Annotated in this window: 23 protein-coding genes and 1 tRNA gene; 10 read left to right on the top strand and 14 right to left on the bottom strand. The window is 63.4% G+C overall.

Annotated elements, in window-relative coordinates; all coding sequences use genetic code 11:
• Positions 1-86 precede the first annotated feature (86 nt).
• From AC37TH_RS02555 to AC37TH_RS02535, 5 genes are all read right to left on the bottom strand, one after another.
• The gene (locus AC37TH_RS02555) at positions 87-278 is read right to left on the bottom strand and encodes a hypothetical protein (RefSeq protein ID WP_490762785.1); all 192 of its coding nucleotides are present in this window, start codon (positions 276-278) and stop codon (positions 87-89) included.
• A gap of 196 nt (positions 279-474) precedes the next feature.
• Complete coding sequence (locus tag AC37TH_RS02550; RefSeq protein WP_490762784.1) at positions 475-2,439, bottom strand: zinc-ribbon domain-containing protein; 1,965 nt, start codon at positions 2,437-2,439, stop codon at positions 475-477.
• Positions 2,436-3,446 (bottom strand): TniB family NTP-binding protein, encoded by a 1,011-nt coding sequence (locus AC37TH_RS02545; RefSeq protein WP_490762783.1) that lies wholly within the window; start codon positions 3,444-3,446, stop codon positions 2,436-2,438. Before AC37TH_RS02545 ends, AC37TH_RS02550 begins: the two co-directional genes overlap by 4 nt.
• Positions 3,447-3,547: 101 nt before the next feature.
• Positions 3,548-5,512, bottom strand: a complete 1,965-nt coding sequence (locus tag AC37TH_RS02540) for a transposase family protein (RefSeq protein ID WP_490762782.1) — start codon at positions 5,510-5,512, stop codon at positions 3,548-3,550.
• Positions 5,509-6,381, bottom strand: a complete 873-nt coding sequence (locus AC37TH_RS02535) for a TnsA-like heteromeric transposase endonuclease subunit (RefSeq protein ID WP_490762781.1) — start codon at positions 6,379-6,381, stop codon at positions 5,509-5,511. Before AC37TH_RS02535 ends, AC37TH_RS02540 begins: the two co-directional genes overlap by 4 nt.
• A gap of 222 nt (positions 6,382-6,603) precedes the next feature.
• On the opposite strand from AC37TH_RS02535, the gene AC37TH_RS02530 reads away from it, so the two are divergent.
• Positions 6,604-6,942: a helix-turn-helix domain-containing protein gene (locus AC37TH_RS02530; protein WP_490762780.1), complete on the top strand. Its 339-nt coding sequence runs from the start codon at positions 6,604-6,606 to the stop codon at positions 6,940-6,942.
• 150 nt (positions 6,943-7,092) lie between these two features.
• Positions 7,093-9,081, top strand: coding sequence for a serine/threonine-protein kinase (locus tag AC37TH_RS02525; RefSeq protein WP_490762779.1), 1,989 nt, complete (start codon positions 7,093-7,095; stop codon positions 9,079-9,081).
• A 21-nt stretch (positions 9,082-9,102) separates the two neighbouring features.
• Here the strand turns inward: AC37TH_RS02525 and AC37TH_RS02520 are convergent, their stop codons facing one another.
• The 3 genes from AC37TH_RS02520 to AC37TH_RS02510 form a co-directional block, all read right to left on the bottom strand.
• Positions 9,103-9,792: a hypothetical protein gene (locus tag AC37TH_RS02520; protein WP_490762778.1), complete on the bottom strand. Its 690-nt coding sequence runs from the start codon at positions 9,790-9,792 to the stop codon at positions 9,103-9,105.
• 264 nt (positions 9,793-10,056) lie between these two features.
• A complete protein-coding gene (locus AC37TH_RS02515; RefSeq protein ID WP_490762777.1) occupies positions 10,057-11,136 on the bottom strand; it encodes a helix-turn-helix transcriptional regulator in 1,080 nt (359 codons plus the stop codon).
• Positions 11,137-11,149: 13 nt separating this feature from the next.
• Positions 11,150-11,443 (bottom strand): type II toxin-antitoxin system RelE/ParE family toxin, encoded by a 294-nt coding sequence (locus AC37TH_RS02510; RefSeq protein ID WP_490762776.1) that lies wholly within the window; start codon positions 11,441-11,443, stop codon positions 11,150-11,152.
• A 167-nt stretch (positions 11,444-11,610) separates the two neighbouring features.
• Here AC37TH_RS02510 and AC37TH_RS02505 point away from each other — a divergent pair, with 167 nt between their 5' ends.
• Positions 11,611-11,874, top strand: coding sequence for a hypothetical protein (locus tag AC37TH_RS02505; RefSeq protein ID WP_490762775.1), 264 nt, complete (start codon positions 11,611-11,613; stop codon positions 11,872-11,874).
• A 376-nt stretch (positions 11,875-12,250) separates the two neighbouring features.
• A complete protein-coding gene (locus tag AC37TH_RS02500) occupies positions 12,251-13,708 on the top strand; it encodes a ThiF family adenylyltransferase (protein WP_490762774.1) in 1,458 nt (485 codons plus the stop codon).
• Positions 13,709-13,823: 115 nt separating this feature from the next.
• Here the strand turns inward: AC37TH_RS02500 and AC37TH_RS02495 are convergent, their stop codons facing one another.
• Genes AC37TH_RS02495 through AC37TH_RS02475 form a run of 5 tightly spaced genes read right to left on the bottom strand, consistent with a single transcriptional unit; the run spans position 13,824 to position 16,581 of the window.
• The gene (locus AC37TH_RS02495; RefSeq protein WP_490762773.1) at positions 13,824-14,351 is read right to left on the bottom strand and encodes a hypothetical protein; all 528 of its coding nucleotides are present in this window, start codon (positions 14,349-14,351) and stop codon (positions 13,824-13,826) included.
• Entirely contained in the window at positions 14,348-14,917 is a 570-nt protein-coding gene (locus AC37TH_RS02490) for a hypothetical protein (protein ID WP_490762772.1), read from the bottom strand. Before AC37TH_RS02490 ends, AC37TH_RS02495 begins: the two co-directional genes overlap by 4 nt.
• Positions 14,910-15,380, bottom strand: coding sequence for a hypothetical protein (locus AC37TH_RS02485; protein ID WP_490762771.1), 471 nt, complete (start codon positions 15,378-15,380; stop codon positions 14,910-14,912). Before AC37TH_RS02485 ends, AC37TH_RS02490 begins: the two co-directional genes overlap by 8 nt.
• Positions 15,377-15,733, bottom strand: coding sequence for a hypothetical protein (locus tag AC37TH_RS02480; RefSeq protein ID WP_490762770.1), 357 nt, complete (start codon positions 15,731-15,733; stop codon positions 15,377-15,379). The genes AC37TH_RS02485 and AC37TH_RS02480 overlap by 4 nt, the downstream gene beginning before the upstream one ends.
• Positions 15,730-16,581: a hypothetical protein gene (locus AC37TH_RS02475; protein WP_490762769.1), complete on the bottom strand. Its 852-nt coding sequence runs from the start codon at positions 16,579-16,581 to the stop codon at positions 15,730-15,732. The genes AC37TH_RS02480 and AC37TH_RS02475 overlap by 4 nt, the downstream gene beginning before the upstream one ends.
• Before the next feature lie 412 nt (positions 16,582-16,993).
• On the opposite strand from AC37TH_RS02475, the gene AC37TH_RS02470 reads away from it, so the two are divergent.
• Both AC37TH_RS02470 and AC37TH_RS02465 read left to right on the top strand, forming a co-directional pair.
• The gene (locus tag AC37TH_RS02470; protein WP_490762768.1) at positions 16,994-17,266 is read left to right on the top strand and encodes a hypothetical protein; all 273 of its coding nucleotides are present in this window, start codon (positions 16,994-16,996) and stop codon (positions 17,264-17,266) included.
• An 894-nt stretch (positions 17,267-18,160) separates the two neighbouring features.
• Positions 18,161-19,630, top strand: coding sequence for a hypothetical protein (locus AC37TH_RS02465; protein ID WP_490762767.1), 1,470 nt, complete (start codon positions 18,161-18,163; stop codon positions 19,628-19,630).
• Positions 19,631-20,028: 398 nt separating this feature from the next.
• Here the strand turns inward: AC37TH_RS02465 and AC37TH_RS02460 are convergent, their stop codons facing one another.
• Positions 20,029-20,532 carry a hypothetical protein gene (locus tag AC37TH_RS02460; RefSeq protein ID WP_490762766.1) on the bottom strand — a complete coding sequence of 168 codons (504 nt, stop codon included), beginning with the start codon at positions 20,530-20,532 and terminating at the stop codon, positions 20,029-20,031.
• A 176-nt stretch (positions 20,533-20,708) separates the two neighbouring features.
• On the opposite strand from AC37TH_RS02460, the gene AC37TH_RS02455 reads away from it, so the two are divergent.
• The 4 genes from AC37TH_RS02455 (at position 20,709) to AC37TH_RS02440 (ending at position 24,837) form a co-directional block, all read left to right on the top strand.
• Entirely contained in the window at positions 20,709-21,890 is a 1,182-nt protein-coding gene (locus AC37TH_RS02455; RefSeq protein WP_490762765.1) for a site-specific integrase, read from the top strand.
• A gap of 135 nt (positions 21,891-22,025) precedes the next feature.
• Positions 22,026-22,097: transfer RNA gene (locus tag AC37TH_RS02450), tRNA-Arg, on the top strand.
• Positions 22,098-22,384: 287 nt separating this feature from the next.
• The gene (locus AC37TH_RS02445) at positions 22,385-22,837 is read left to right on the top strand and encodes a hypothetical protein (protein WP_490762764.1); all 453 of its coding nucleotides are present in this window, start codon (positions 22,385-22,387) and stop codon (positions 22,835-22,837) included.
• Positions 22,834-24,837 (top strand): N-6 DNA methylase, encoded by a 2,004-nt coding sequence (locus AC37TH_RS02440; protein WP_490762763.1) that lies wholly within the window; start codon positions 22,834-22,836, stop codon positions 24,835-24,837. Before AC37TH_RS02445 ends, AC37TH_RS02440 begins: the two co-directional genes overlap by 4 nt.
• Positions 24,838-25,056: the final 219 nt, after the last annotated feature.

The raw sequence follows: 25,056 nt of genomic DNA, 5'->3' as shown, positions 1-25,056 counted from the left end.
ACGCGTCCCATCCTGACACGAAGGGTGTCTGTGGGTCGCGGTCCACGACCCACGCCATGGCAGCGCGCTCGCTCGGGCGTGCTCCGCTACGGCAGAGTCGAGAATCGACCGGTCTGCGCGCCGGCTTCTGCCCGAACCTCGCGGTGGTGTTTCCGCAGGGCCGAAAGAACGGCTCCGCGAATGATCGCCCAGAGGATGAGGAGAGTGATGATGACCGCCAAGAGCCAGACGGTGATGGAGAGGACGAGCATCAGGATGGGCGTCTCGGGCGTGGGCATGCTTCAGCGTATCTGGAGGTGCCAACTCGTGTGAATTCTTGAGCAACTCCAGACCTTCTCAGCTACTTGAGACCAGGCAGCAACTGGAGCCACGCCAAATCGAAGGCGGAGATCGTCTCAACCCACTTCAGACTTGTCTGTGCGGGCACAGAAAAGGGCGTCCGACCAGTTGGTCGGACGCCCTCGAGCTTGATGGTTACGGCATCGGTGGTTTTACGAGAATGCGGTCTTCCCGCTCACATTCGGTGCATCCACGTGAATGCCGTCGGTGCTGCACGGTCTGCCGGGTCGTGTGGCCGGCGGCGAGACACTTCCATGCGAACTTGTTGTCGCTTGGGAAGATTTCGTGGGGTTCAAGCACACCGTTGAGGTAGGGGTGGAATTCGAGGACCATGACCGGTTCGCGGCTGGCCAGGTCGTTCACCCCGGGCGTGAGACGGCGCCCCGCGCAGACCGGACAGCCGAGCCCAGCTGTCTTCCGTTCGATGCGCATCGGGTACTCATGATTGAAGTCGCATGTCCACCAGACCATCGCTCCTGAACCGTGAGTGTAGTGCTCGGGGCGCTTCTTCCCGTTACGCCACGGGTGCCAGTACTTGGCGACCGTTGGGTGGGTGACGGCGATGTTGCTGCCGTCCCGGGCGAGCTGCTCCTTGCTACATTCGGGGCACATGTCGAGTTTCGCTCGCGTGACGACTCGCATGATGTACGCGTGGCCATCGGCGCATTTCCATTGGACGGAGTCGTCGCTGTTCGCAGTGAGGTGCAGCGCACTCTTCCATGAGGCGAGTTCAAGCGCCACGTGGGGGTGGGTAGTGGTGAGGTCCGTAACGCCAGGAAGCACCCGTCCCCAGCACCAGGGGCAGCCGGTGTGGTTGAGCACACGGTTGTTGACGGTCGCCCAGTAGCGGTGGCCGAGACGGCACTTCCACGCGTACTCTCTCGATGACCCGCGACTGAGCTGCTGCGCGGTCTTCCGCGATAGGACCTCGTCGAGTTCGGCAGCGATGCGTGGGCACAGCGTGGCCAGGTCGTTGATGCCAGGGATGACGGTACGGCCACTGCAGACGCCGCATTCAGGCACGCGGCGGAGGAGGCCAGCCGTCCCCGCCATCGCGCGGACCACGGTGTGATGGCCTTCCGCGCATAGGAACGGCACAGTCAGGCGCCCGCTCACCTGCTCGTCGAGGTGGCGCGTCGCTTCGACACGGATGTCGTTGATGGTCTCCATCGTGTCGCCGGTGGCTGTGAGGTAGGCGCTGAACGAGCCTGCTTGGAACACCCGTACGGTTCTTGGGTCGTCGGCCTCGACGGAAGCATATGCATCGGCTACCAGCCGGGGCACGACGATGTCGTGCGGGAAGAACGGTTCGTAGGGTGTTTGGGTCAGCCACGCCCAGCGGAGGGCGGCGAACGTGGGGCGGAGGTACAGCCAGATGTGTCTGCTGACTGCGAAGGATTCGCGGCCGAGCACGTCGGCGACGGTGCTCTGGAGCGCCACCCAAGGGGTCTCATATTCCTTCCGGTGCCGGAAAAGTTCTGAGTGGAAGCTGTGGTCTGTGACCGCTCTCGCCAATGCGACCGCGTCGACGAACACCTCCTTTTCGCGCTCCTCGCCGAAAGCCCACTGCCTCTCGCGTACGAGAGCGTCGACGAGGAAGAGGTAGAGGCGCACGTCGACGCGACCTGCGCGACGGAGTCGTGTGAGGCGGATGGCAGCACGTACCTGCCCCTCGGTCGCCGGGCTTTGCGGGCCGCGGCTGATTCCGAGCCACCTTCTGTGGTGGATGCAGACGATGTCGTCGAAGTGTGGGCGTTGCCAGACTTCCTCTCCACGGGCGCAGAGTTCGCACATCCGTCGCAGGGGGATGCCGCGGTGGCAGTATCGGCAGACCTCGTTGTTGTCGTGAATGGTGTGGGTGCGGAGCGGGCTGAGCCGTTCCAGGTTCGGCCGGCCGGTCTTGGTCCGGAGGATATTCAGCCACGCTTCGTCGCGGTCACCGATTCGCATCGACGTGGTTGCGAGACGGATGAGGTGGTTGCGGTGTTCGACGGTTTCGCTGTTCGCTGCGAGTGCACGGTTGCCGAAGCTGTCAAGGGTTTCCCGGTGGTGGAGTCGGACAGGCATCGCGTAGCGACGGTTCAGCACGTTGTAGGTCATGCTGCCACCGCCTTGAGAAGCTCATTGAGTGAGTTCTTGCCCTTTCCTTTGGTGCTGCGACGTTTCTGGAGCAGTTCTGCGACGAGGTCGACCTTCTGGGTGGCGAGGAGCTCACGGGTGATGGTCTCAGGGTTCTTGTCGTCCTGGATGGCGGCGAAGGCGGCGCCGGTGAGCAAGCGGGTTAGGCTCCCGATGGAGCCGGAGGTTCGCTCGTAGAGGTATTTGTGCTCAGCGACGAGCGTGCCGGTCTCGTGGTGCCGGAGGGGGAGCTGAGCTTCGTAGACCTTGATGAAGGTTTTCCAGGCGCGGGTGTCGTCGAGGCTGCTGAGGTTGTATCGGCGGATGGGGACGGGAGTGAATCGGGCACCAATCTGTTCGCCCGCGCCACCGCTGAGCAGGTTCTCAACTCGGATGCCGGCGTAGATGAATGTCGCCGCCACCTGGTTGTGGAGGCTCTTGAGCATGTCGACCGCGTCGCGGTTGTTTTGGTTGTGGCCGAGCAGGTTGTGCAGTTCGTCGACGACGACCAGCTGCACCTTGTGCTTCCTCAGCTTCTCGACGACGCGGGGACGGATGTCGATTTCGTGCTCACTTTGCAGGACGGTCATACCGAAGAATTCGGCGAAGGCGACCATCAACGCACGCGCGCTGGCTCGCGCGGGAACCTCGATAAAGACCACGGGAACGACACCGTCATGGGCGAACTCGGGGTACTGGCAGCCGTAGTCGGTGTAGACGTCACGCATCACCGCTTTCAGGATGGTTGTTTTCCCGAGCGTTGAGCCGCCGTCGATGAGGACGCCGGAGTGGCCGCTGGTGCGGCCGACGTTCTCGGCGAATGCTTTGGAGAGCTCCTTGACGGTCTCGGTGTACCCCCGAGTTCCGATGGTGATACCGCCGGAGGTGTAGAGGATACGCGCCCGGTTGTAGGCGGCACGGGCGGGTGCGCCGAGTTGGGCGTAGTCGGCGTCGGAGAGGATGTTGGGTCGGGTCAGCGAGGTCGTCATCGCGGCGTTGAGCCCTTCGACTGTGCGGAAGTCGGCGGGACGGTCGGTGTCGTGGAACTGGAACATGGTGATGCCTTTCGGTTGGAGTGGGGTGCTGCTGGTTAGAGGACGGTCATGGTCGGGTCGAATTCGTCGTCGTCCGATGAGGGGTCGACGTTAGGGGAGGCGGGCAGAGCCGGAGCAGGCTCGGAAGCGGCGGCGAACGAGGTGTAGCCGCCGGCCTTCAGCGCGGAGTCGACCTCGGCGATGAGAGCCCGCTCGTCGTCCTCGTCCTCGGTCCATGCGTCGACGTAGACAACGTTGCCGTCAGCGTCGTAGACGACTTCGCCGTTGGTGTCGAGAAGTTCGATAAAGGGCTCGAAGACAAGCTCCCTGTCCTTGCTGACGCATTCAATCCACTCGCCGTCCGGGCCTTTCACCCACACGTACATGCCGTTGTACGGGTCGTAGTGGGTCTCCCACTTGCCCTTGTGGCGGGGGTCGTCGGACTTCGTTCCGCGGAGCGAGTTCAGCAGCGGGGTGTCATAGTCGCGGCCGTTGATGCGGACGCCGTGCATACCGATGACGACCCGCTTGAGCGGCATCAGCTGGATGTAGTCGTCCCGAGTGAGGGTCGCCGAGAGCTGACTGGTGACGTTCGTGCTGGCCACGTACGCCTGATACGGCGACAGCTTCACGGTCGGATACATCGGGTCAGAGAGACCGCCATGCGGACGGTGGTTCCAGACCCGGAGCAGCCAGTCGTCGAAGAGCTCATGCAGGGCGAAGACGTCGATGAGAGGCTGCTCGTCGACCTTGTAGCCGCGCTGTTCAGGTGAGCGGCCGAGGTAGCCGGCGGGGAGCGACTGCAGGAACATTTCCGAGATGGACCCGAAGTTCCGCTCAACAAGCGGCTTGGAGGTCGGCGTGTGCGGAGCGCTGAACCGGACTCCGATTCCGAACATCGCCAGCGCCGCCTGGAACGCGCCGCCAAGGAAGTCCGCGCCGTTGTCGATGACAATCTCCACCGGGCGGATGAACGGAGCGTTGGCGACATAGAACGCCCGCTCGGACTCGCTCATCAATTGAATGTTGGGGTTTCGCCGGCTGATGAGGTCGCGGAAGACCGAGCGCGACGGCTGGTTCTGACGTGGAGTCAGCGCCTGTGCAAGGAGCATGGCGTGGTCGACTGACTTCGCAGCCTGGAGCCGGAAGGTGTGGGCGATGACCATGCGGGTCGCTCGGTCGAAGAGAACGGTCAGTACGACTCGGACGGGCTTGCCCTTCGGTCCGCGAACCCAGATGTCCAGCAGCGTCGAGTCCACCTGGACCTCGCCACCGGCGAAGCCGTTCTGCCGCTTGCGGTAGGGTGCCTCCGGCCTGTTGCCGAGTGACATCTTGGTCTTCGCGGAGGAGTTCGTGAACGCGTGTTTGCCGTTGCCGAGGTGGTCGAGGAGTCGGTACCACCCGGCTCGGGACGGCAGCGGCACAGTGTCGGGGCCGAAGTCGCGTTCGAGCGCCATCTCGATGCTGTCGATGAAGGTCTTCTTGGTGACGTTTGAGTGATGCCTGCGGATTCGGAATTCGCGCTGCGTTGCTTCGACGAGGCGGTCGTCGAAGTTCGCCAGTGGTCCGTAGCGGCGGATGGTGCGCGGGTCGGCGAGACCGACAACGCCCTGTTCGCGGTAAAGCTTCAGGTAGCGCATCATGCTCGCCCGTCCGACCCCAAGTTCGTTTCCCTTGGACATGACGCGCGCATTCTGGGACCGCTTGGGGCTGTAGTCGAGTCGGCACACGTCGGTGTGGCGCGGGTGGATGCCGGTGAGCACCTCCTCGAGGTCGTCGGCGAGCTTGAGGACGCGGGCCTGCTCCTTTTCGGGGAGCTCACGCAGGTCGGGGGCCGACGGCGCCCATGACCGGGGGAGGCCGGCCGCGCGGCGGGACAGCTCGCCGATGTGCATGTCCGTGTAGCTACCGTCGACTTCGTTGCGGAGTCGGATGAGCGCGCCGCCGACCTCGGCAATGCGCCAGCTGCTGTTGTCGTCGAGGGTGACGGTCTCGTTTGGGTCCAAGAGTGCTAGGGTCATGCGCTCGCCTTTCCGATGAGAGTGGTGTCGTTGATGGGCTGGCCGAGGTCGAGGGTGAGCATGCCGGCCCAGACCAGGTGGAGGACCGCCGAGCGTCCTTCGGGCACCGTAGGGGGGCCGAGGGCGATAGCCGCTTGCGCGAGTGGGCGGGGCTCGGTCAGCCAGGCGAGCAACCGCTGCAGCTTTTCGTCGCCCGGGTGGTAGCCGGGGTTCTTGAAGTAGGAGAGCCGGTCGACGTTCACGGTGACCTGCCGGCTGGCTTCCCAGTGGATGTCGTAGTCCCACCCGACCGCTTTGCAGACGGCGTGCGTCTTCTCGAACTGGGTCATCGCGTCGGGCAGAAACTTTGCTGCCTTTACGTCGACGACGACCTGGCGATGGTCAGCCAGGTAGAGCAGAAGGTCGGGGATGTGGTGGGCACCGTCGGCGAAGTCGATGCGGAACGGTTGGCTGGCGATGGCGACGACGTCGCCGCGCATGTCGTATCGGCGCATAACGTGCGCTTCGAGTTCCGACTCATGCCACACGTGCTCGCAGGTGGACGCGAAGTACAGCAGGCCCTGAATGTTCTTCTGGAGTGGGTAGCGCTTTCGGAAGGCGAAAGGGTCAGCGTGGTGCAGTTCGAGGCTGAGCAAGTTCGGGGTAGCGAGCTCGGTGCGAACGCCCGCGCCAATGACGGGCAGACGCCAACTGATGGTGGCTGGGTTCGCGGCGGCCGCGGCATCCGCGCTGAGTGCATTGAAGTGGCCGCGGAACCCATCGAGCTGGTCGTACGCAGACCGCAGCCCACCGCGGACGCCACGGTCATCCGCGGGTCCCGGTGAATCGGTGGAGCGAAGCGGGGACATGGGCTGCGGTGCGGCGTTCAAGTCGACACGCCGTGGTATCGGATTAAATGCCGCGGGGGCGTTTCTGTCAAGAGGAGGAAAAGCATTCATGAAATCTCTATGTCCGTGTACCTCGTCTGAGGGTCGCTACGATGCTGATCCCTCGTCGAATTGCGGCTAGAGGCGCGCTTTTCAAGACGATTTCCGTAATTTGGTCGCCAAAGTTGCGCGAATGCGTGCTGGAAGCGCTAACATCAGGGTTCGATGAGTGATCCAAAGTTCCGCCCGCGGGAGTACATGATTGACGCGCCCGGCTTCGGACGTGTCATTGAGGCTAAGTTCGTCGAACCGTCGGGATCTGCCGCGGACGCAGTGCGGCTCCGCGCCTCGCGGTGGCAGCACAACTGGGCGTACCACACGCGGGACTATGCACGTGCGCGCGGGCTGAACCAAAAGGACCTCGCTGCTCGGATGCACATGTCATACGACCGGGTCTCACGCATTCTCCGCGGCGATGCACTATTGAAGCTCGAAGACATGGCCGCGTTCGAGCGGGTCCTCGGGGACGGTTATGCGTCGTGGGTGCTCCGGCGGATGTTTTAGAGCCCTTACGCGAGGCTGTTTGCGCGCGGTTGCGGCCCCCGCATTGGGTCCTGCGTTACGTGTACTGGCTGCCTAACCTTGGACGGTCTATGCAATTGCACTGACGGGATCGGGGGGAATATGCCTGCGAATAGAGATCAGCTCGAAGCGGTGGCCCGGGAGATCGTGCCAGACGGATCGTTTGTGGAGCATCTCGGTACCGGAGGATTCGCGAGCACGTTCCGTGTCGATGACGGTACTGGCGTCTACGCGTTGAAAGTGATCGACCCGGCGGTTGCGGAGGCGCGACGGGTGGAACGCGAGCTTGAAGCGCTCCGACGGGTCGACCATCCCGGTGTCGTCCGCATCATCGACAGCGGGAGCCACGACGACGGCACCGCATCGCACCAGTGGATCAAGATGGGTTTCGTCGAAGGGCGGAGCCTCCGCCAGGCGTTCGTGGCCGGGGAGGTGTTCGACCAGGCTGAGGCGGTCGACCTGCTGGCGAAGCTGGTAGGGGCCGCTGCCGCGATCTGGGAGCAGGGGACAGCTCACCGGGACCTGAGCCCCGGCAACATCATGATCACCCCGGACGGTGACCCGGTAATCGTCGACCTTGGGATGGCACGCCACGTCGACGATTCAACTTACACGGTGCTGCCGACGCCGGGGACACCTGGATGGATGAGCCCGGAGCAGGTGGGTTCCACCCCGGCGCACGGTGATTGGCGCAGTGATCAGTTCGTGCTTGGGGCGATCGGGTACCGGCTGGTGACGAACGTCCAACCGTTTTGGGCGCCGACGTTGATGGAATGCTGGGCCGCTCCGGCGACCGTTACCCCGCAGCCGCTTAGGTCGATCGACCCGACAATTCCGGCGGCCGTCGCCGACGTCATCCATCGAATGATGAACAAGCAGCCGCACCGCCGTTACCTGAAGGTTCCAGAGCTGCTCTCCGATCTTGAAACCGCGAGACGGGAGCTCGCCGCCGGTGTCGGTTCCGCGGCGGTGTCGAGGCTCGGCTTCTTCGTCAACATCAGCCATGTGAAGAACTTCGCGGAAAACGGGTTCCTCTCTCGCTTGTCGTCCGGTGGTGCGGTCATCGATGTTCAGGCTGGCGACCGGGTTACCGAGTTCGTGGATGTCGCCCGGGCCGCACAGCGGATGAGTGTCATCGACCCGGTGACGTCGTACGCTCGCAGCCCCCTTGTGGTCCGCCCGTCCGGGTACACGAAGCTCGACTACGGTAACGACCCAGTACTCACCGGGTTTGGCGACCCGGACGCCCGTGACGCCTGGTGCCGGACGGTCTGGAACGCGACGATCGACTTCGGTGCGGACGCGCTGATCTCGCCGTACTTCTATGCGGGGGAGGGGGAGTTGAACTGGATCCGGGAGAGCCTTGACTGCGCTGAGCTGTACCGCGGGTACGCCCCCCAGGCGGTTACCCCGCCGGCGATCTGGTCTGGAGTTCTCGTCCACGCGGCGTGGCTTTCGAACGACAACGCTCGCGACCAACTGCTGACTGCGCTGACCGGCCAGCCGGTCGAGACGTTGCACATCCTCGTGCACACCACCCAGCCGTCGTTCGGGCCCCTGGCGGACACGGCAGCTCTGCGCGGGTTCCGCGACCTATTCACGGTGATGCACGACGCCGGGTCCTCGGTCGTGGTCGGCCGGCGGGCGAGCAGTGGGCTGCTGCTGCTGGCGTTGGGCGCGGATGGGTGGACGACTGGCGTCCAGGGCGGGCTGATGAACGGTGCCCCACACCCGGAGGAGGATACCGGTGGTGGTGCTTCGCTGGATCGTGTGTACGTGCCCAGGCTGCTGAACATGGTCCGCTCCGAGACGTACGTGCTTATGCGGCAGGCGAGGCCCGACCTAGTCGCGTTGGACACCGACGAGGCAGCGGCGTTGTTCGCGACGAACCCTGATCTGGAGTCGCTGTCGAAGGAAGAGCGAGTGCTACTACGTCAGCACAACATCGTCGCTCAGGATCGGCAGGCGTTGGAGCTGATGAACATGCCCGCCGGTCAGCGGATCGCGCACGCACGCTCGTGGGTAACGGAGGCGAAGAACGCGTTCGCCGTGCTTCCCTTCGCCGCCAACGACGCTGGGGTGTCGGCGTTCCTTCCCGCCTGGGACGACGCGCTCGCGTGAAGGCGAGAGCCGGCGGCCGGGTCAGCTGGCCTGCCGGCTCAGGCTGGGGGCAGGGGCGCCCGCCTGACGGTCGGTGAGGGTAGCGCCGTGTAGGACCTTCTCGCTGGCGAGACGTCGTCGGCCTGCCGTCGCAAGTGAGGAGGGGTCCGGTTCGACGACCTCATCGACGTGACGTTGGTGCACCGCAAGCACGCCCACACCGTGTTCGCGTGCGCGCGCCATCACCTTCGAGGTCACTCGTTCCGCCGGGATCGCCAGGTACGACACGTCCGCAAAGACCCGATAGCTGAACGCTTGGAGAAGCCCTCGTTCGCTGCCGCGCAGCTTCAGCTCGACGGCGATGATCCTCTCGAACGGATCGCGGGGACGCCGGCGGGAGCGGACACCACGCGGGGTTTCAGCGAGAAGCCCGTTTGCAAGCAGCGGAGCAAGTGCCCGGGTGCGCAGCCCGGAGTAGCCGTGTGGCGCCCACTCTCGAAGCTCCCGCTCGGTACGGCTTGTCTGGCAGAAGTCCACGAGTGCGAGTTGAACGTGGTCGGGCAAGGCTGCCGCCTGCCGCCGCCGGTTTCGTAGATCCTTCGTACTGCCGAATCCGGCAACAAGGTCAGCGACACCGCTTCCAACGGCAACTTCCTGAGCGACGCAGCTCCCGCCGTTGTCACGCAACCACCGGATGACGGGAGCGCCGAGCTGTACTTCGGCTGCAAACAATCGGGCGCCTCCTCACCTTTCTGCGATCGCACGACGACGAACTGCTTCGTCGTCATGGCCGGTACGCTGCGAGCACGCGGCCTGGCTACTCACACCCTATACATGCGGCAACGCGGGTGGGAGCGCCCTGTTCCGGGCACGTCTAGGTCAGCAAATCGCGAAGCCGCTTTCGCGATGGTGCTGCTGATCGGGGCCGGCAATGACCGTGGCAGGAGTTCTGGGTTCGTCGCGGTCCCGAGGCTTAGCGTGAGTTAACGTCGGGCCCTAAGACCAACTGCTGAGTTCTTCAGTCACCGTCGGCGCGCCCTTGGCGAGCTGAGTTCGCCAGTCCAGGTCGCCTCGGTTCTGCAGCTGACCGACGACCACGATCGGATGAACGCCCGCTTTATGGGCACGTTCGACTACCCACTGTGAACGCATCTTGCCGACGGTCATGGGAAGACCTCCGGGTATCGCCCATTCGGCCGCTTGCCGGTCTGCCGATGTTTCATCGCCGAGGGTGTACGAGTCCTCATCGATTACGGGTTCCCCGGGCTTCACGTCTCCCTGTATAAGGTGCGCTAGTTCATGAAGAAGGGTGAAAAGGACGATGTCGAGGCGTTTCCCCTTCCCGGAAAGGGCAACTACCGGCTGATCGGGGTCGTCATCAAGCAAGAACGTTGCGCCGCTTAGTTTGCTTCCGGGAAGCGCCTCCACATAGACGAGGCGGATGCCTGCCGACGCGAAGATCTCGGGAAGACGTCGGAACGCGACGGGGTTTTTCGTGACCTGAGACAGAGTCTTGGCGAGATCCAGGGCTTGCGACTGGTCGTACCTGCCGGCCTGCAGGCGTCGGGCACGCCGGCGTGCTGCAGCGAGCCAGGACAGCTGTGTCGGCGTCAGCGGCGCTTCCGTATTGGAGCGACGTGCGGCAGCCTGGAGCGTGGGCTCCTGGTCCAAGTCGGACACTTCGAATAGTTCCTGCAGGCTCCGTTCCAGCTCATCGATCGTGTCGCCGTGAATTAGTCCGCGCCGGCGAAGCACGGAGATCGGAGCCCACTCGTTGAGGCGCGCACGCCGACGGACCTCGTCCAGCTGGCGCTGCGTCGTGCTGTTCTGACCTTGCTTCTCGAGTAGGTAAGAGTTCTGCATGTTCAGCCACAGCTCCGGGCTCTGGTCGAAGGCGGCGCCGATCTGGGCAGCCGACTCTCGGGTGATCTCCTTCTTCCCGGCGATGATTTCGGACACGAACTGAGTTGGGCGGCCAAGGATCTCCGCGAACTCCGCCTGCGACCAAGCTCTCTCTTGAAGTTCCATCGCGAGGAAGTCACCTGGCGGGAAAGCTTCGGCCAGTGACCTGTCCATGTATGCCATCTCCTTAGTCATCATCAAGAGCATCGACGATTTTGGCCACCGGTGGTATCTCAGTGACCTGCATAACCAGCCGCGGCCCACCGGCAAGGCGAACAGATACGTGATCCTGGGATTCGCTGGTCGAACGGCGGAACGCCAACGACTTCATGTTCATGAGGTCCCGAAGGTTGTGGGCGTTGTGGACGACGAACAGCGTCCTTCGGAACAGCGTCAGGCGCAGTGGCGACCAGCCGTGAGCGGTGGCGGTCGAGTCGTAGGCGAGGCGCTCGAGCGCTTCGTCGGCGAACTCCAACTTCATCGCGTTCCGTTCTTCACCCCTCCACTGATCGCATCAGTCTACCCCTGGCGGTAGCACCGACTCGCGATGCGACACGCCGAGTCTACTACCCGTCATCACCCCAAGGGTGACGACGGGTATACCATGACACATAGGGTCGAAAATATCGGCCAAGAAGGGTCACGAAGATGACTACGCAGGAAGCGGCAGCCACTGCCGAGAAGAAGCACCAGACGATCCACATCTCGATCGACTCGAAGCCCTACACCGTTCACGACAACACCTGGGAGGCGCGCGCGCTCCTCATGCTCGCCGGCCTTGATCCGGCCGAGTACGACCTGGCGCAGATCAAGCGCAACGGAACCCTGAAGCGGTTCAAGGACACCCACGTGGTGCAGGTCGATGAAGGCGACGAGTTCGAGTCGATCAAGCAGGACGGACCGGTCGCGTGACCGACGGAGTCGATGGCTTCATCGCCGACCTCGCAGGATGGGGAGTTACGGCGCGTATCGAGGGAGCAGTCGTCGTGTTCCCCGTGCGCGTCGTCGACGGCGCTAGAGCTGGCGAGATTACAGAGCGCGGGGTCGCGATTAACGAGCTCGGCGCGTGGCCGGCCGTTCCGCCGCATTGGGTTCACTTTCCCAGCAGCATCCCCATCCCCAACGTGCACCCTGATCAGTCCGACACCCTCCCCGGCTGGACCCGGTACTCACGTCAGATTGAACGCTGGGAGCAGGTTACCGAGCCGGGTCGGACTTGGCTGGGACATGTCCGGGCTGTGCTTTCGGAGGCGGTGTGAGTACGCCGTCGCCCACTCGGAGTGTGGCGATGCCGCAGGTCATCGCAGAGGAGCTTCGGATTCATCTGAGTAGAGCAGATGGGCAGGAGGACGTGTGCCTCGCGACCTACGCGGTGTCCACCGGCGCGACGCGGAGATCCGCGCTCGTTCGGCGGATCTACCTGCCAGCCGCTGGCGAACGGCACGTTCACGGCAACGCTTCATTCACGAGCGCCTATGTCTTCCGGGTGGCCGAGGAGGCTGCCAAGCGGGGTGAGGGACTCGTGCTACTGCACAGCCACCCGTCTGGTCGCTCCTGGCAGGCCATGAGTTCCACAGACCGGGAGACCGAGTCCGGCTATGCCGGACTCGCGGTCGCGGCAACCAAGTTGCCGATGCTCGGGATGACGCTCGCCACAGGTACGGGCAGCTGGTCGGCTCGTAGTTGGCTTTCACGCGAGGAGGTTGCGTCCTGCGAGACGGTGCGAGTGGTCGGCACCCAGCTCCGAATGGGGTTCAATCCGGAAATTCGTCCGGTACTCAAGGAGACGGGTGCGCAGCGACGCACCGTCAGCGCATGGGGTTCGGCTTTTCAGGCGGACATCGCCCGGATGCGGGTCCTCGTTGTCGGTGTCGGCAGCGTGGGGCTCGACGTGGCGCAGAGACTAGTCGCGTCCGGGGTTCAGACGGTGGGGGTAATGGACTTCGATGCCGTCGAAGCCCACAACCTCGACCGCATGATCGGCGCCAGACCCCTCGACGCGATCCTCGGCCGCGCAAAGGTGAACGTCGCCCGCCGGCTGCTCTCCTCCCAGGCAACGGCTGCAGAGCCTCGAATCAAGGTCCACGAGGCGTCTATTTGCGACCCCACTGGGCTTGCCCTTGCACTCGACTACGACATCGTCATCTCGTGCGTCGACCGCCCGTGGCCACGTGCGGTACTGAACCAGCTTGCCTATTCGGACCTGATCCCCGTCATCGACGGCGGGATCAACATCGAGCCGGACGAGATGGGTGGCCTGAACCGGGCATCTGCGCGGGCGCACACTCTCACCCCGGGCCAGCCATGCATGGTCTGTATCCGGCAGCTCAAGCCCTCGATGATCGCGCTGGATCGGGACGGTCTGCTTGACGACCAGACATATATCGCGTCGTCAGGGATCGACTTGGAACGAGCCGGGCAGAACGTAGCAACGATGTCAGTGACGGTGACGGCCATGCTGCTCGCGCAGTTCGTAAGCCTCGTAGCCATGCACGGTACGGCTGGGGTGCCGACGGCGCGATGCTTTCATTTCCGCCACCACATCCTCGAACCCCTGGATTGCGTGACTCTGCGCGGGTGCCGCTGGGAATCGAACATCGGAGAAGGTGACCGTCGTCTGCCACTGGCGACAGGTCACGCCGATGCTCTCGCCACGATCACCGCTCGGAACACCGCCGCCAGATCGCCGCGCCACTGGTTCGCAGTTGCAAGAGGTTTGCTGGACCATCGACGGGGGCGCAGCTGACGGTTGAGTGGTTGACCTGACGTCAATTGCGATATGTGCCGCGGCGTACTCATAATGCTTGGTTTCGCGGAAGTAATACGAGCCCGCAGGCACAAGCGACCGCGACACCCGCCTCCTAGTTCGGGGTCGAGCCGCTGTAGCTGTCTCGGATCTCCAGCACGAAGGTTGTGGTTCTCCGCGTCCACACCGCGTCCGGCCTAAGAGGCTCGACGTCGAACACCGCTCGGGAAGCCACCTCCAGCCGGATCACTCGTAGGAGCCGCAGCGTGTCCCCATCGCGCCGTAGCCCCGACGCTGGCGCGACCTCCGGATCGTCCTGCTCGTCTCGTCCGCGCACCCTGTTCAACGTCCAGTCGATCGTGTCGATGACGTACCGACTTCCCGACTCGGTGACAACCTCCAACACCTGCCCGAGCCATTTCTCAGGTGCGACCTTCGTTGCCTGAGTCGTTCGCAGTACGTCGGCGACACGTTTCGCTGCGGCGAGCTTGTCGTCGCCGGTTGCCGCTTTCATGTCGTCGAACTGCTGGCGGAGCGTGTCGGGTGACAGGCCGAACGTGACGGTGTTACCGAGGCGGACGGCGGCGGGGGTGACCACGTCCCGGATCCACTTGTTGAGTTCGTCGTCGTGTTCGTCGCTCATGAGTACCCCCGGTTGTCATCTCGCCACACCCACGCGGCTCTGCCGGCAGCGTTGACGACTCGTGTCTCCTCCCCGTCGCGGAGCAGCTCCCACGGCGGTCTGCCGTCTGCCCATTCCGCTGGGATTGTCAGCCACCGCCAGTGCAGTCGGGCGTCGTCGATCCCGTCGGCGAGCTCGCCGAGAACGCTCCGCAATCCCGGCAGCAGCTGCCCGTCGATAACCTGGAACGCCGGGTATTTCGACTCGGTGATGATCCGCAGGACGGTTCGGTCCTCCTCGAAGATTCGAAGCGTTTCCGGGCCGATGCGGAGACGTTCCAATAGTTCCGCCTCGCTGAGAAGAGGGCCGAGGTGCGGGGCTTCCTCGGATGGTTCCGTTCCAGGGACACCGACCTCGATCGTCCGGATCGGTTTGAAGTCGGCCGTCCCCTCCCTCGGGTTGTCGTCGAGGATCATGACTTTCCCGGCCTGGAAGTCGAAAACGAATCTCATGTTCGCGCCGACGGCGGCATGCCAGACACCGCCGCCAGTGAGTGTCAGCTGGAGTCGGACTTGTGGCTCAGCCATCGCGAGCCACCTCGTGGGCCGGGATGCAACATATGTCGCGGGCGCTTGCTGAGAGTGGCGCGGCTTGTACGTCGCCTGCGGTCGCGTCGATCTGGTTGAGCGGGTCGATGCCCGGGTGACCGATCCCGTGGGCAAGTGCTCGCTCTATCACTTCCAAGTAATGCCGCCAATGCACGGGTACTGAATCCAGAGCGTTCGGGAACGGACAATGGTCGAGCAGGCGCTGGCCACGGTCGTGGTAGACCACGACTCCTTCAATCGGTCCCCACTCGCTATAGATGCACATGTCGGGGTGTCGTCTAAAGTCGTCGGCGGTTCGGCACCCGCACGCGCGCCGGTAGTAGAGCTCGTTGATCTTCACCCAGCTGTCCGGTTGCTCGCCTCGGAAGGCGCGGATGAAGACCGCGACGATCGGCAGCGCGCCAAGGAACGCGGGCACGTCCACTTGCTCCTCGCCCATCACGGCTTTTCCGGAGGCGCGGCCGGCTGCCTGAGTTCTGGTTCGGACGTTGCCTCGATGATCGATACCACCGGAGTCGTGGTCTGCCAGTAGAAGTCGACGTCTGGATCGTTGGAGCGCATCGTCCAGAACCCAGTGTCGCCGACTGCACATGACTCGACTGTCCGCAGCGTACGGGCCCCGTCGTTGAGGCTCGGAGCCGAGCCGGGCACCGGGATTCGGGTCACCGTGAACCGCGCCCTGTCGAACAGATATCGCGTCCCGGAGGTCGTGGTGACTAGGAAACAGCCCGGCTTGTTCGGAAGGGACCGGTAGCTGGTGGACTTGTCGCTCTTGAAGGAATCCGGGTCGATCATCGGAGCTCGTCCGATGTAGCCCGACGGGATCCGGCGCCGCACGGCGCTGAGCACGGTCCGGCGTCGGTATCGACGACCGTGCAGCCGCGGGATGCCACCCATCTGCAACCTGGGCAGACCGCGTTGCGGGAGGGGTCGCCTGGCTCCGTCGTGAGCCGGCGCGAACACCGGCGGCAATGAACGCGGGCATTCACCTCCAAGCGCTTATTCAACGCGACCAACTCCGGCGACCAGGCGATCGCCTCGTCATCGAACGCGATCGACACGATGTCTTCCTGGGCGTTGAACCTGACAGCGTCGGCGAGTTCCGGCGTCGGCATGTCGCGAACGGTTGAGGCAACGAGGCGTGTCCAGCCGGCTGGCACTTCCGCGAACCGTTCGAAACTTTCGAGCGCACCCACGGCGTCGATCGCCGCTAGGGTCTCGTCGGGCAGTGGCAGGGACGGGGTGAACGGTAGTTCCGTCGCTTCTGGGTGGTTTGCGAGGTACCGGCAGGGGTCGCAGATCGCCAGCGCGATGCCGGGGCGTTGCATACCGGGACGGCCGCAGCTCGCGCAGGTGAGCGCTACCGTCTGGTCGGCGATCACCCAGGCGGCCGTCTGCGTGTCGAGCCGAGCGTTGCTAGAGATGACAACCCCGTCGAGCGCGTGGACCCGGACGCCGCCACCGGACAACTGCAGGTACAGCCGTACCCCGGGACAGGTAGCCCTGAGCGTCGTTGCGATGGCGAGGCAGGCGGGCCCCCAGCCGTACGGAGTGTCAGTTTCTACGCCGAGCTCGCGGAGGGTCATCGATGCGACCTCACATTCGGGCAACAGGCGAAGCTGCTTGTGCGCTGTCGTACTCATCGCCGCTCCTTGAGTTCGCTTCCGGATCGTCTATACATTGACCTTATGCGGATTATATGCCGCATTCGCGGATCGGGGTAGCCCCGATCAGAACGAAGGAAACCCGATGGCCAACGCGCATGACCAAGGAAGCCCACCAGGTTCCGACGCTGCCTGCAAGACAGTCAGCTGCTTCACTCACAATCTGCGGCGAGCTCTAGTTGGCCGGGATCTCGACGAGATCGCGGCGCGGTCACACATCGAGGCGTCAGTACTGCGGAAGGTGCTCTCAGGGTCAGTGCATCCAAGCGTCGATGTTGTCGCGGCTCTGGAGCACGCACTTCACGCCGACCTGTGGCCCCGACGGCGGTGAGAATGGACAGGAAGCCAAGCGAGCGCGGTGGAGGGTCGCGTTCACCGTTAGCCTCGTCCTATGAAGGAACGTGCGGCTCCAAATGAGGGGAACGTCAACTGGCCTGACGAGCCGTTTGACGATCCGCGCCGCGAGGTTGCGCGGCGCCTGGCGCTGAACCTTCAGGCCGCGATGGTCGGGCACAGTGCGCGCGAAGTCCAGAGACGCAGTGGTGTGGACGCTCGAACGGTCAAGAGAGTCATGGATGGTGCGCTGTGGTGCGACATCCTCACGCTCGCCCGTCTCGAGGCTTATTTCGACGTGGATCTTTGGCCTGGCCGTATCCGGGGATAGGTTGATCGCGATCAACGAACGCCAGGGTAATAGGGCTGACGATGACGGCGTCGCCGGAATGCCTGCGGCTGACATGTGTGAGATCGCCCGGTTGTTCTGCAACGCGCGGCACGTCCGGGCGACTGGCCTCGTCGTCAGTGACGACGCGTGGGAAACGCCACTCAAGCGACGCAGACGCGGGCCTCCTCGGCATGGTTTAGGAGCGCGACGGCGCCACATTTGGGTCACTCCGACCTCGGGCAGCGCCATTGCGCAGACGTCGTTTACGCATTCGATCTCGAGGAAGGCGGCTGCCGGAGTGGGGTTCCGGACGCATTCACCTTGGGATTTGCTAAAGCTGCGCTTCATGCGAACAGAACCACGCTGCATCGGCTTTAGCACGATGCATCCTTCTTGCGGCCCAAGAAGCGGGGGTGTCCTCCGTGTGGCCATACCAGGTTGGACTTCCCAGAGTGGCCGGGAAATAGCCGGGCCGCTCTCGCTAACGTTGCCCACGGCGGGCGACGGACGGAGGCGCCGGTCTACCAAGTATTCGATCCGTCTCAGCACTGCGAGAGCCGAACCGGGATCGTCGAGTGATCACAGAGGTGTTCGTCGAGAACGTCACCAGCCATGCAAATGGACGCTAAGAATCATTCCGACCATCGCTAACCGAAGCCGCGTCGGGTCGCTCTCGCTAAAAGCCAAAACGACCCTCGGCATCGGTTGCTGCCCTCAGCGGCCCCTGCCAAACTGAGCGGTGAAGGAGGATCCGAGCACCATGCATCTCCTCTACGTCGTTGACTTCCTCGTCGAATCGCCCGAGGGAGCCGATCCCTATCTCCGCTTGCTGGAACACACCGCCGAGTGGCTGAACCGTGGATCTGCGAGAGAGTATCCCCAGACGAGCTGGCGATGAGCGGGCAGGCGACTCTCCGCTCTGTCGCATTCGGCGGAGCCGAGGTCGAGCGCACGGTCGTCTGGGAGCGACTCGATACAGGTGCTGACACGGCGCTTCGGCTGTCGGTCCTGCAGACGCTCGACTCGGGAGTGGAACTCACGACCCGCGTGACGCTCGCGAAAGTGGACGGGCGAGTTCTATTTCGTGTAGGCATGAGCCGCGAATACACCGGGGGTGCGCTGACGCCAGTGGGTGAGACAAGCGTCTTCCAGCCCGGCATCATCGAGGCTGCCGCGCGCGACACTCTGCTCGTACTCAAGATCGACGGGCAGCAGGTTGACGAGCGGTTCCAGATGGTCAAGACGGCGCAAGAGGCGGCCGTGCTGGTCGAGGTGCTGCTGTCTCCGTCGCGGCTGCCGATTCTGCTCGTGCACAGCCGCACACTCGGCGGGCGTGAAGCGGCATACTACGCGTCCCGCAAACTTGTCGGTCTTGTGCGGGTCGTCACCTTGAATTTCGCAACGAGAGACATTGTGCAGCGAGCATTTCCTCGCCTAAGGGTTCCGTTCGGTGGTGCTCGCCTGGTCTGGTCGGATGTTGCCTCCTTGGGCATCGAAATTTCCGCCGAGAAAGTCGCGAGTGGCGGGCGCGAGTACCTCCGCAATACACTGATGCCCCTGCTCGCGCCCGTCTCTGCGCTCGTCCGTGGAGTCGATGACGGCTGGCGCGAGGTCCGCCAATCGGTCGCTCGCGCCGCGCGCGCTCAGGCCAACGAGCGAATCCATTTGGCGCAGCAGGCCGCCGACACGGGCGCCGAACTTGATGCTCTGCGAGAAAATGTCGCGCTGCTCGAAGCCGAGGTCAAGGAATCGCACGACCTGGCGCAGTCATATGCCGAAGACCTCGAGGGAGCGAAGTCTGCGACGCGTTCTGTTGAAGACGCGCAGGCGGAGGCCGACTATTGGAAAGGTCTCTACCTCGGGCGATTTACACCTTCGGACGAGCCGGAGGCGGCGGTGGACCCGTGGGACGAGATTCCGGTGTTGGAAGCGGGATCCGATCCGAGCGACACCTTCCTCGCACTCATGGACGCTTCCGAGAATAGGCTCGCGTTCACCGAGAACGCGGAGCGTTCCTGGCAGAAGATCTACTATCCAGACCCGGCCGATATGACCGATGCGCTCACGACGCTCGCTCGAGCCGCTTGCCAGCTCTACAGCGACGAACGCGGAACGATCGGGCACATCGACGACTGGTTCAAGACCAACTTCGGCATGAACGTCGCGACGTCGGACGACACGATCGAGAAGAGCAAGTCCATGCGCGACTTCGATTTCGAGGGCAGAACCTGGAACCAAAAGAACCACGTCAAGGTGCGCGACGGCGTCAAGCCGAACGAGGTCGGGCGCATCCACTTCGATTTCGATCACGAGGGCAAGCGGTTCATCGTGAATCACGTCGCGCTCAAGCTCTATAGCGTCTAACCCTCGCGACTATCGCTCTGGCCCAACTCGCAGCTGCAGTTCTGATGCAATACGGGGGGAAAGACCCCGAGGCGGCACACTGAGCGTGTGATCATACTCGGCAAGGTCGCGGCATTGAGCGGTCGCTATGACGACGGTGAGTATCCATGCACATTCCGGTGAATGCCTGACCCGTGTTGGGTGGAATGCGTTGCAACAGACACCGCTAGACGTAGGCCGCCCGAACGAGACCGAGCCCTGTAGCACTAAGTCGTTTCGGTAGGTTGAATCTGCCTACTCCGCGGGTCGCGATCTACGGGTCACCGGCGCCGATCTCCTTGGCTGACATTCAGCCCGGTTGATCACCGGCTTGGTGACAAGCCGACTCGGCGTCAGTTCGCTGTCGCGGGGGGCGTGTTTCAGGTCCGGTTGCGAGCAAGCATGAGCTGGACCCCGATCTGAACCACTGTCTGGATGTGAGGCATCGCTGCCACGAGTGTCTTGGTCAGGCGGCCGGAATTGGCCTGCTGCGCGAGGAACTGCTTGTTCGCGGTGTCCGTTGCAACCGCCATCTGACCGTTCTCGATCAGCTTCTCGACCAGAAAGCGCCAACGTTCGTCGCTGACGTTGTCTCTACTCAGTTCGCCGGTGATCGCCTCGCGGATTTGTGTCAGCGCTGCGAACGCCTGCTGAGTGCTGGAATCGTTCGACGCCAGCGACTCCGTCAGATTCTCCTCGACGGCAGTGATTGCCTTGAGGGCGTATCTCTGGAGCTCGGCGTTGGTCTTCATGAGATGCATCTGGAGGTCTTCGGGAATGTCATCAAAGAGCTCGACTATTCTCCGAAGCTTCGCCTCAGGGATGTTCTCCAGCGACGGCTCGCCAATAGCCTTGGCGATTTCGCCTTCATCGTCGAGAGTCATGTGGTTGATCCATTCGGTAGTCCTGTTCCCTGCTTCCCACGTTACCGCGCAGCTTGCCCACGCCGAGTTCCACTCGAACGCTGCGGCAGCGCCCGGCTTTTGGCAGTTCCACACCCGTACCGTCCGGCATGATCCTGGGATAGTGGGTTGAGGAGAAATCCGAAATGGAGCGCATCATGGCTACCGTCACCGCCTACCAAACCGCCAAGGGTCGACGCTTCCGGGTGCGCTGGCGCGACCCATCGCATCACCAGAGAGAGAAGCGCGGATTCCTAACGCAGCGGGAAGCCAAGAATTACGCCGCCACCGTTCACGTTTCGATGATGGGCGCGGTCAGCGCCGGGCCGGCCGAATCGAAGGTCACGGTCGGAGACCTGGCGGTCGATTGGCTTGCCAACAAGGAAGAGTGGTTGAGGCCGTCGAGCTGGTCGCCGGTTCGGACAGCATGGAGGGTTTACGTCGAGCCGCGGTGGGCGTTTACAAATATAGGAGCGATCCGCCCCTCCGCCGTTGAAACCTGGATTCGGCAGTTGAGCCAGGGTAAGGCGGTGACAGTACGAGTCCGCGCCGCTAACGCCGCGAAGGCTGGCTCGCCGAGCGTCGTGCTCAGAGCGGTCGGCATATTAGCGGGAGTGCTGGACGTGGCCGTGCGGGACGGGCTTATCCCCGCAAACCCGGCGCGGGGCGCAACGAATCTGCCTCGGAAAGCGTGGCACCCGCGGCGTCGCTATTTGAACAACCAGGAGGTCTTTCGACTCGCAAATCAGGCTCCCGACCAGCTAAGAAGCACTCTGATACTCCTCCTCGCCTATACCGGAATACGTTGGGGTGAAGCGGTGGCGCTCACCGTGGCCGATATCGACTTCGCGAGAAGGCGCTTGGCGATTCGCCGGACTGCGACAGAAGTTGATGGGGTCGTCCTCGTTGGGCCGCCGAAGAGCTGGCAGGAGCGGTCAGTGCCATTCCCCAACTTTCTGACCGACCGGCTTGAGGTCCTGAGTTTCGGACGCGATAACGGAAGGCTTGTCTTCCCGGGGCCAGAGGAGAAGTTCCTCGGGCGCCCCGACACGGCCCGGAGCCGGCACTCCTGGTGGCTGACTGCCGTCCGAAACGCGCGCCTTGAGCATCTGACTCCGCATGATCTCAAGCACACTGCCGCAAGTTTGGCCGTCAGCGCCGGCGCTCACATCTTGGTTCTGCAGCGAATGCTGGGACACAAATCGGCAGCGATGACGCTCGATACCTATAGCGATCTATTCGAGGATGATCTAGGTGTCGTCGCGGACCGGCTCAACGAGCGCGTCATGACCGAAAGCAATGGAGAGTTGTGGGCGCTAGAGGAGCATCTGGGTTCCTAGGCGGTGCCAGCCCAGCCGCTGAGGCGCTTCTAGATGCCGAACGCAAGGGGAGACGCCGCGACTACCGGTGCCGTAGCGCCGAACTGAGGCGCCGCGCGGTCGAGTCGGATGGTTGGCCACTAGGATAGGCAAACCGCCTCTGTAGCTCAGTGGAAGAGCGAGCGCGTCCTAAGCGCTGGGTCGGGGGTTCGAATCCCTCCAGGGGCACCGTCTCCATCCCAGGGAGGCTTGCGATGGTCCCAATGCGTTTTCCTTGACAGCCGATCTGGTTCACAGGGTGGTAGCGCGCCAGAAGCCCGGGGCCGGCCCGCCGCTGCGAGGGTCGGACTAATGCGTGAGCGCAATCGTCACCTGCAGTCGACGGCGGAAACTGATGCGAATCGTCCGCGGGCCGCTCCCGAGTTCACAAGATTTACTTCACAGGGTTGACACCCGCGTCCGTGATGTCCTAATTTGTTCACACAAGCTAGTTCACACCAAAGGGAGGCGGTAGAATGAACAACCGCGGGATTCACCTCATCGACATTGAAAACCTCGCTGGGCACTCGGCATTGACGTTCGCGTCCGCTTGCTGGGCGGCCGAAAGCTACGATCAGCAGGTCGAAATCGCGGCCGGGGATCAGGTCATTGTTGCGGCCAGTCACCGGAATGCCTTCGCGGCAGCGGCCGCTTTCCCGGGAGCACGGTTGCTTCTCGGAAGCGGCCCCGACGGCGCAGACCTCAAGCTCATCGAAGTTATGCGAACCGAGTCGCTCGCGACCCGATTCGACCGCCTCATCATCGGGTCCGGGGATGGCATCTTCACGACGGAGGCGTCCCGACTCGCCGCACGTATGCACGTTGCATCCATCGGCCTACCGGGGCACGTCGCGCTGATGCTTCGGATGGCGTGCCACACCACAATGTTCCTTGGTTCCGCCCACGACAACTTCAGGATGTCAGCATGACAAAGAGCGACCCGCAGAGATCCTTTGACGAAAACCAACTGGTCAGCCTGAGCTGGCTGGCCTCCACGGCGCTCGCGCGGGCCTCGACGGTGAGCAACTGGCGCAAGCGCGACCCGCAGTTCCCCCTGCCGGCGGGCGGCACGGACTCGCGCCCGCTCTTTCGTCGCGATGAGCTCCTTGAATGGGGAGGCCGTTCCGGTCGGTTCGACCCGTCCCTCGCAACGCCGGAGCGTTCGATCGTGGAGCGCGCCAGCGCAGTGCTCAACGTGTTCCGCGGCCGTGTTGCCGCGCGAGACTACATGGAAGCGGTGACGGCGGTTTTCGAGCGCCTGTACGCCGCGCCCGCGCCCGCGCCCTCGCAGTTCGTCACCGTCAGCAGCGGCGGCTTGAATGCTGATGGCCTCGAAGATCTCATCGCCAGTGCTCGCCCAATCATTGAGGGCTCGGAGCCATCGCAACTCTTTGAAGCAATCCTGCAGCAGGTCGCCACTAAAGGACTGGGCCGTGAAGAGCATCAGACGGCAGAGTGGATGGCGGAGTTCATGGCCGCACAAGTGGCCGGAACGGCCAGTACGGTCATCGACCCAGCTGCAGGGATCGGGACCCTGCTCGTTTCGGCGGCTCGCAACCTCGACGCATCCTCGGTGGTGGGTTATGACATCAACGAAGCGGCTCTTCGCGTGCTGCGAGTGCGTGCGATGCTATCCGGCATCGATGCCACGGTCGAAGCGCGAGACATTATTTTGGATCCGCCGGTGCCGCTCCCGCGAGCACAGGCGGTTCTACTGGACCCTCCCTTCGCACTTCGGTATTCCGGAAAGGAGCTCCTGGGGGACTCACGGTTCTCGGCGATCTCCGGCAGTTCCATCTCCGGTGACAGCATCTGGGCGCAAATCGCACTCTCCCACCTCCTCGACGGCGGCACCGCCGTGGTCCATATCATTGGGCCTGCCGCGTACGGTCCCCGTGATCGACAATTTCGCGAGGAACTGATTTCGTCGGGAGCGGTGTTGGCCGTGGTCGCGCTCAAGGGTGGTTCAGGTAAAAGCGGCCTGATTCGCTCGAACGTCTGGGTTCTCGGCACGCCGACGCGAACTCCATCAACAACGGTCCGGTTCGTCGAAGCAGAACGGGTTCCCCACCAAGAACTCGCTTCTCGGCTGGGCAACGTCCTCGAGCTCGAGCCGTCAGCTTCCTCTGATGACCTCAACATCGTTGACGTCAGCCGCCTCGAACTACTTCGTGCTGACTCGCTATTGACCCCTGCACGCTGGACGGCGAGTCACTATGAGGAGCAGCAGGCGCGGGCCGATTTGCATTTAGCGCAAGGGATGCTCACACAGATTCACGAAGATAAGCGGTTCCTGGGTGATCAAATACTGGACGCGACTCCCCGTATTGCTGGGCCTCCCCTAAGAACGACCACTTTACGAGAACTCCGAGAGCAAAAACTGGCCCGACGCCTTCGACAGCTCCCCGATTCGCTTCCCGCCGGCGATCTCGACCGAACGGAATCGCTCCCGGTAGTGACGAGCCGGGAACTGCGCGAAGGGTTCAGCGCTGACAACGCGCCCCGCGTTCCGAACTCGATTGTGCGAGACGAACTCTGCCGCGGAGACATTCTCTACGGCGAAGTCGGCGAGAACTCGCGGATCGCTGTCTGGTCAACGGAAGGCACGTGGGCTCTCGGCCGGGGCGTCGGCGCATATCGACTGAGCACCGGTGACCTGCTTCCCGATTACGTCGCAGCGTTGCTGACGAGCACGCAGGCGAGCGCCTTCAATACGGGGAGCACCATACCGAGACAGAACGTCGACCTTGTTCCGATCCCACTCGTGCCCCTTGATCAACAGCGCGAGGTGACCAGAGCCTTGGCGGGATTGCAGGACGCAGGAGACCGAGCAGCCAACATTAGCCGCCAACTCGCTGTTTTGCGGCAGAAGCTTGTCGATGTCGCCGCTGCTGGATACCTTTCAATCACACATGACGGGCGATCATGAGCAAGCGGGCGCAAGTCCCACGATCGCAGCCTGCACTCGCCTCAAATAAAAACCTGGTTATGAGCCGATTTGGGCACGATGAAGGATCGATTCGAGAAGCGAATGCTCCCGACGGCATGTTCCAGCGTGCGGCGCTCGCGATGAGTGTCGGCAACGACCGATACGTTGGATGCGAGCGTGACTACTACGAATCGCGCCACGCTGCGCAGGAGACGACAC

The organism is Leifsonia sp. McL0627 (assembly GCF_058244615.1).
The sequence above is the reverse complement of the archived record's forward strand: the minus strand, read 5'-3'. Positions and strand labels throughout refer to the sequence as shown.

Coding starts and splice junctions, on each gene's coding strand:
- AC37TH_RS02555 (WP_490762785.1), bottom strand. CDS start 278: ATGCCCACGCCCGAGACGCCCATCCTGATGCTCGTCCTCTCCATCACC.
- AC37TH_RS02550 (WP_490762784.1), bottom strand. CDS start 2,439: ATGACCTACAACGTGCTGAACCGTCGCTACGCGATGCCTGTCCGACTC.
- AC37TH_RS02545 (WP_490762783.1), bottom strand. CDS start 3,446: ATGACGACCTCGCTGACCCGACCCAACATCCTCTCCGACGCCGACTAC.
- AC37TH_RS02540 (WP_490762782.1), bottom strand. CDS start 5,512: ATGACCCTAGCACTCTTGGACCCAAACGAGACCGTCACCCTCGACGAC.
- AC37TH_RS02530 (WP_490762780.1), top strand. CDS start 6,604: ATGAGTGATCCAAAGTTCCGCCCGCGGGAGTACATGATTGACGCGCCC.
- AC37TH_RS02515 (WP_490762777.1), bottom strand. CDS start 11,136: ATGGACAGGTCACTGGCCGAAGCTTTCCCGCCAGGTGACTTCCTCGCG.
- AC37TH_RS02510 (WP_490762776.1), bottom strand. CDS start 11,443: ATGAAGTTGGAGTTCGCCGACGAAGCGCTCGAGCGCCTCGCCTACGAC.
- AC37TH_RS02505 (WP_490762775.1), top strand. CDS start 11,611: ATGACTACGCAGGAAGCGGCAGCCACTGCCGAGAAGAAGCACCAGACG.
- AC37TH_RS02500 (WP_490762774.1), top strand. CDS start 12,251: ATGCCGCAGGTCATCGCAGAGGAGCTTCGGATTCATCTGAGTAGAGCA.
- AC37TH_RS02495 (WP_490762773.1), bottom strand. CDS start 14,351: ATGAGCGACGAACACGACGACGAACTCAACAAGTGGATCCGGGACGTG.
- AC37TH_RS02490 (WP_490762772.1), bottom strand. CDS start 14,917: ATGGCTGAGCCACAAGTCCGACTCCAGCTGACACTCACTGGCGGCGGT.
- AC37TH_RS02480 (WP_490762770.1), bottom strand. CDS start 15,733: ATGATCGACCCGGATTCCTTCAAGAGCGACAAGTCCACCAGCTACCGG.
- AC37TH_RS02475 (WP_490762769.1), bottom strand. CDS start 16,581: ATGAGTACGACAGCGCACAAGCAGCTTCGCCTGTTGCCCGAATGTGAG.
- AC37TH_RS02470 (WP_490762768.1), top strand. CDS start 16,994: ATGAAGGAACGTGCGGCTCCAAATGAGGGGAACGTCAACTGGCCTGAC.
- AC37TH_RS02465 (WP_490762767.1), top strand. CDS start 18,161: ATGAGCGGGCAGGCGACTCTCCGCTCTGTCGCATTCGGCGGAGCCGAG.
- AC37TH_RS02460 (WP_490762766.1), bottom strand. CDS start 20,532: ATGACTCTCGACGATGAAGGCGAAATCGCCAAGGCTATTGGCGAGCCG.
- AC37TH_RS02455 (WP_490762765.1), top strand. CDS start 20,709: ATGGCTACCGTCACCGCCTACCAAACCGCCAAGGGTCGACGCTTCCGG.
- AC37TH_RS02445 (WP_490762764.1), top strand. CDS start 22,385: ATGAACAACCGCGGGATTCACCTCATCGACATTGAAAACCTCGCTGGG.
- AC37TH_RS02440 (WP_490762763.1), top strand. CDS start 22,834: ATGACAAAGAGCGACCCGCAGAGATCCTTTGACGAAAACCAACTGGTC.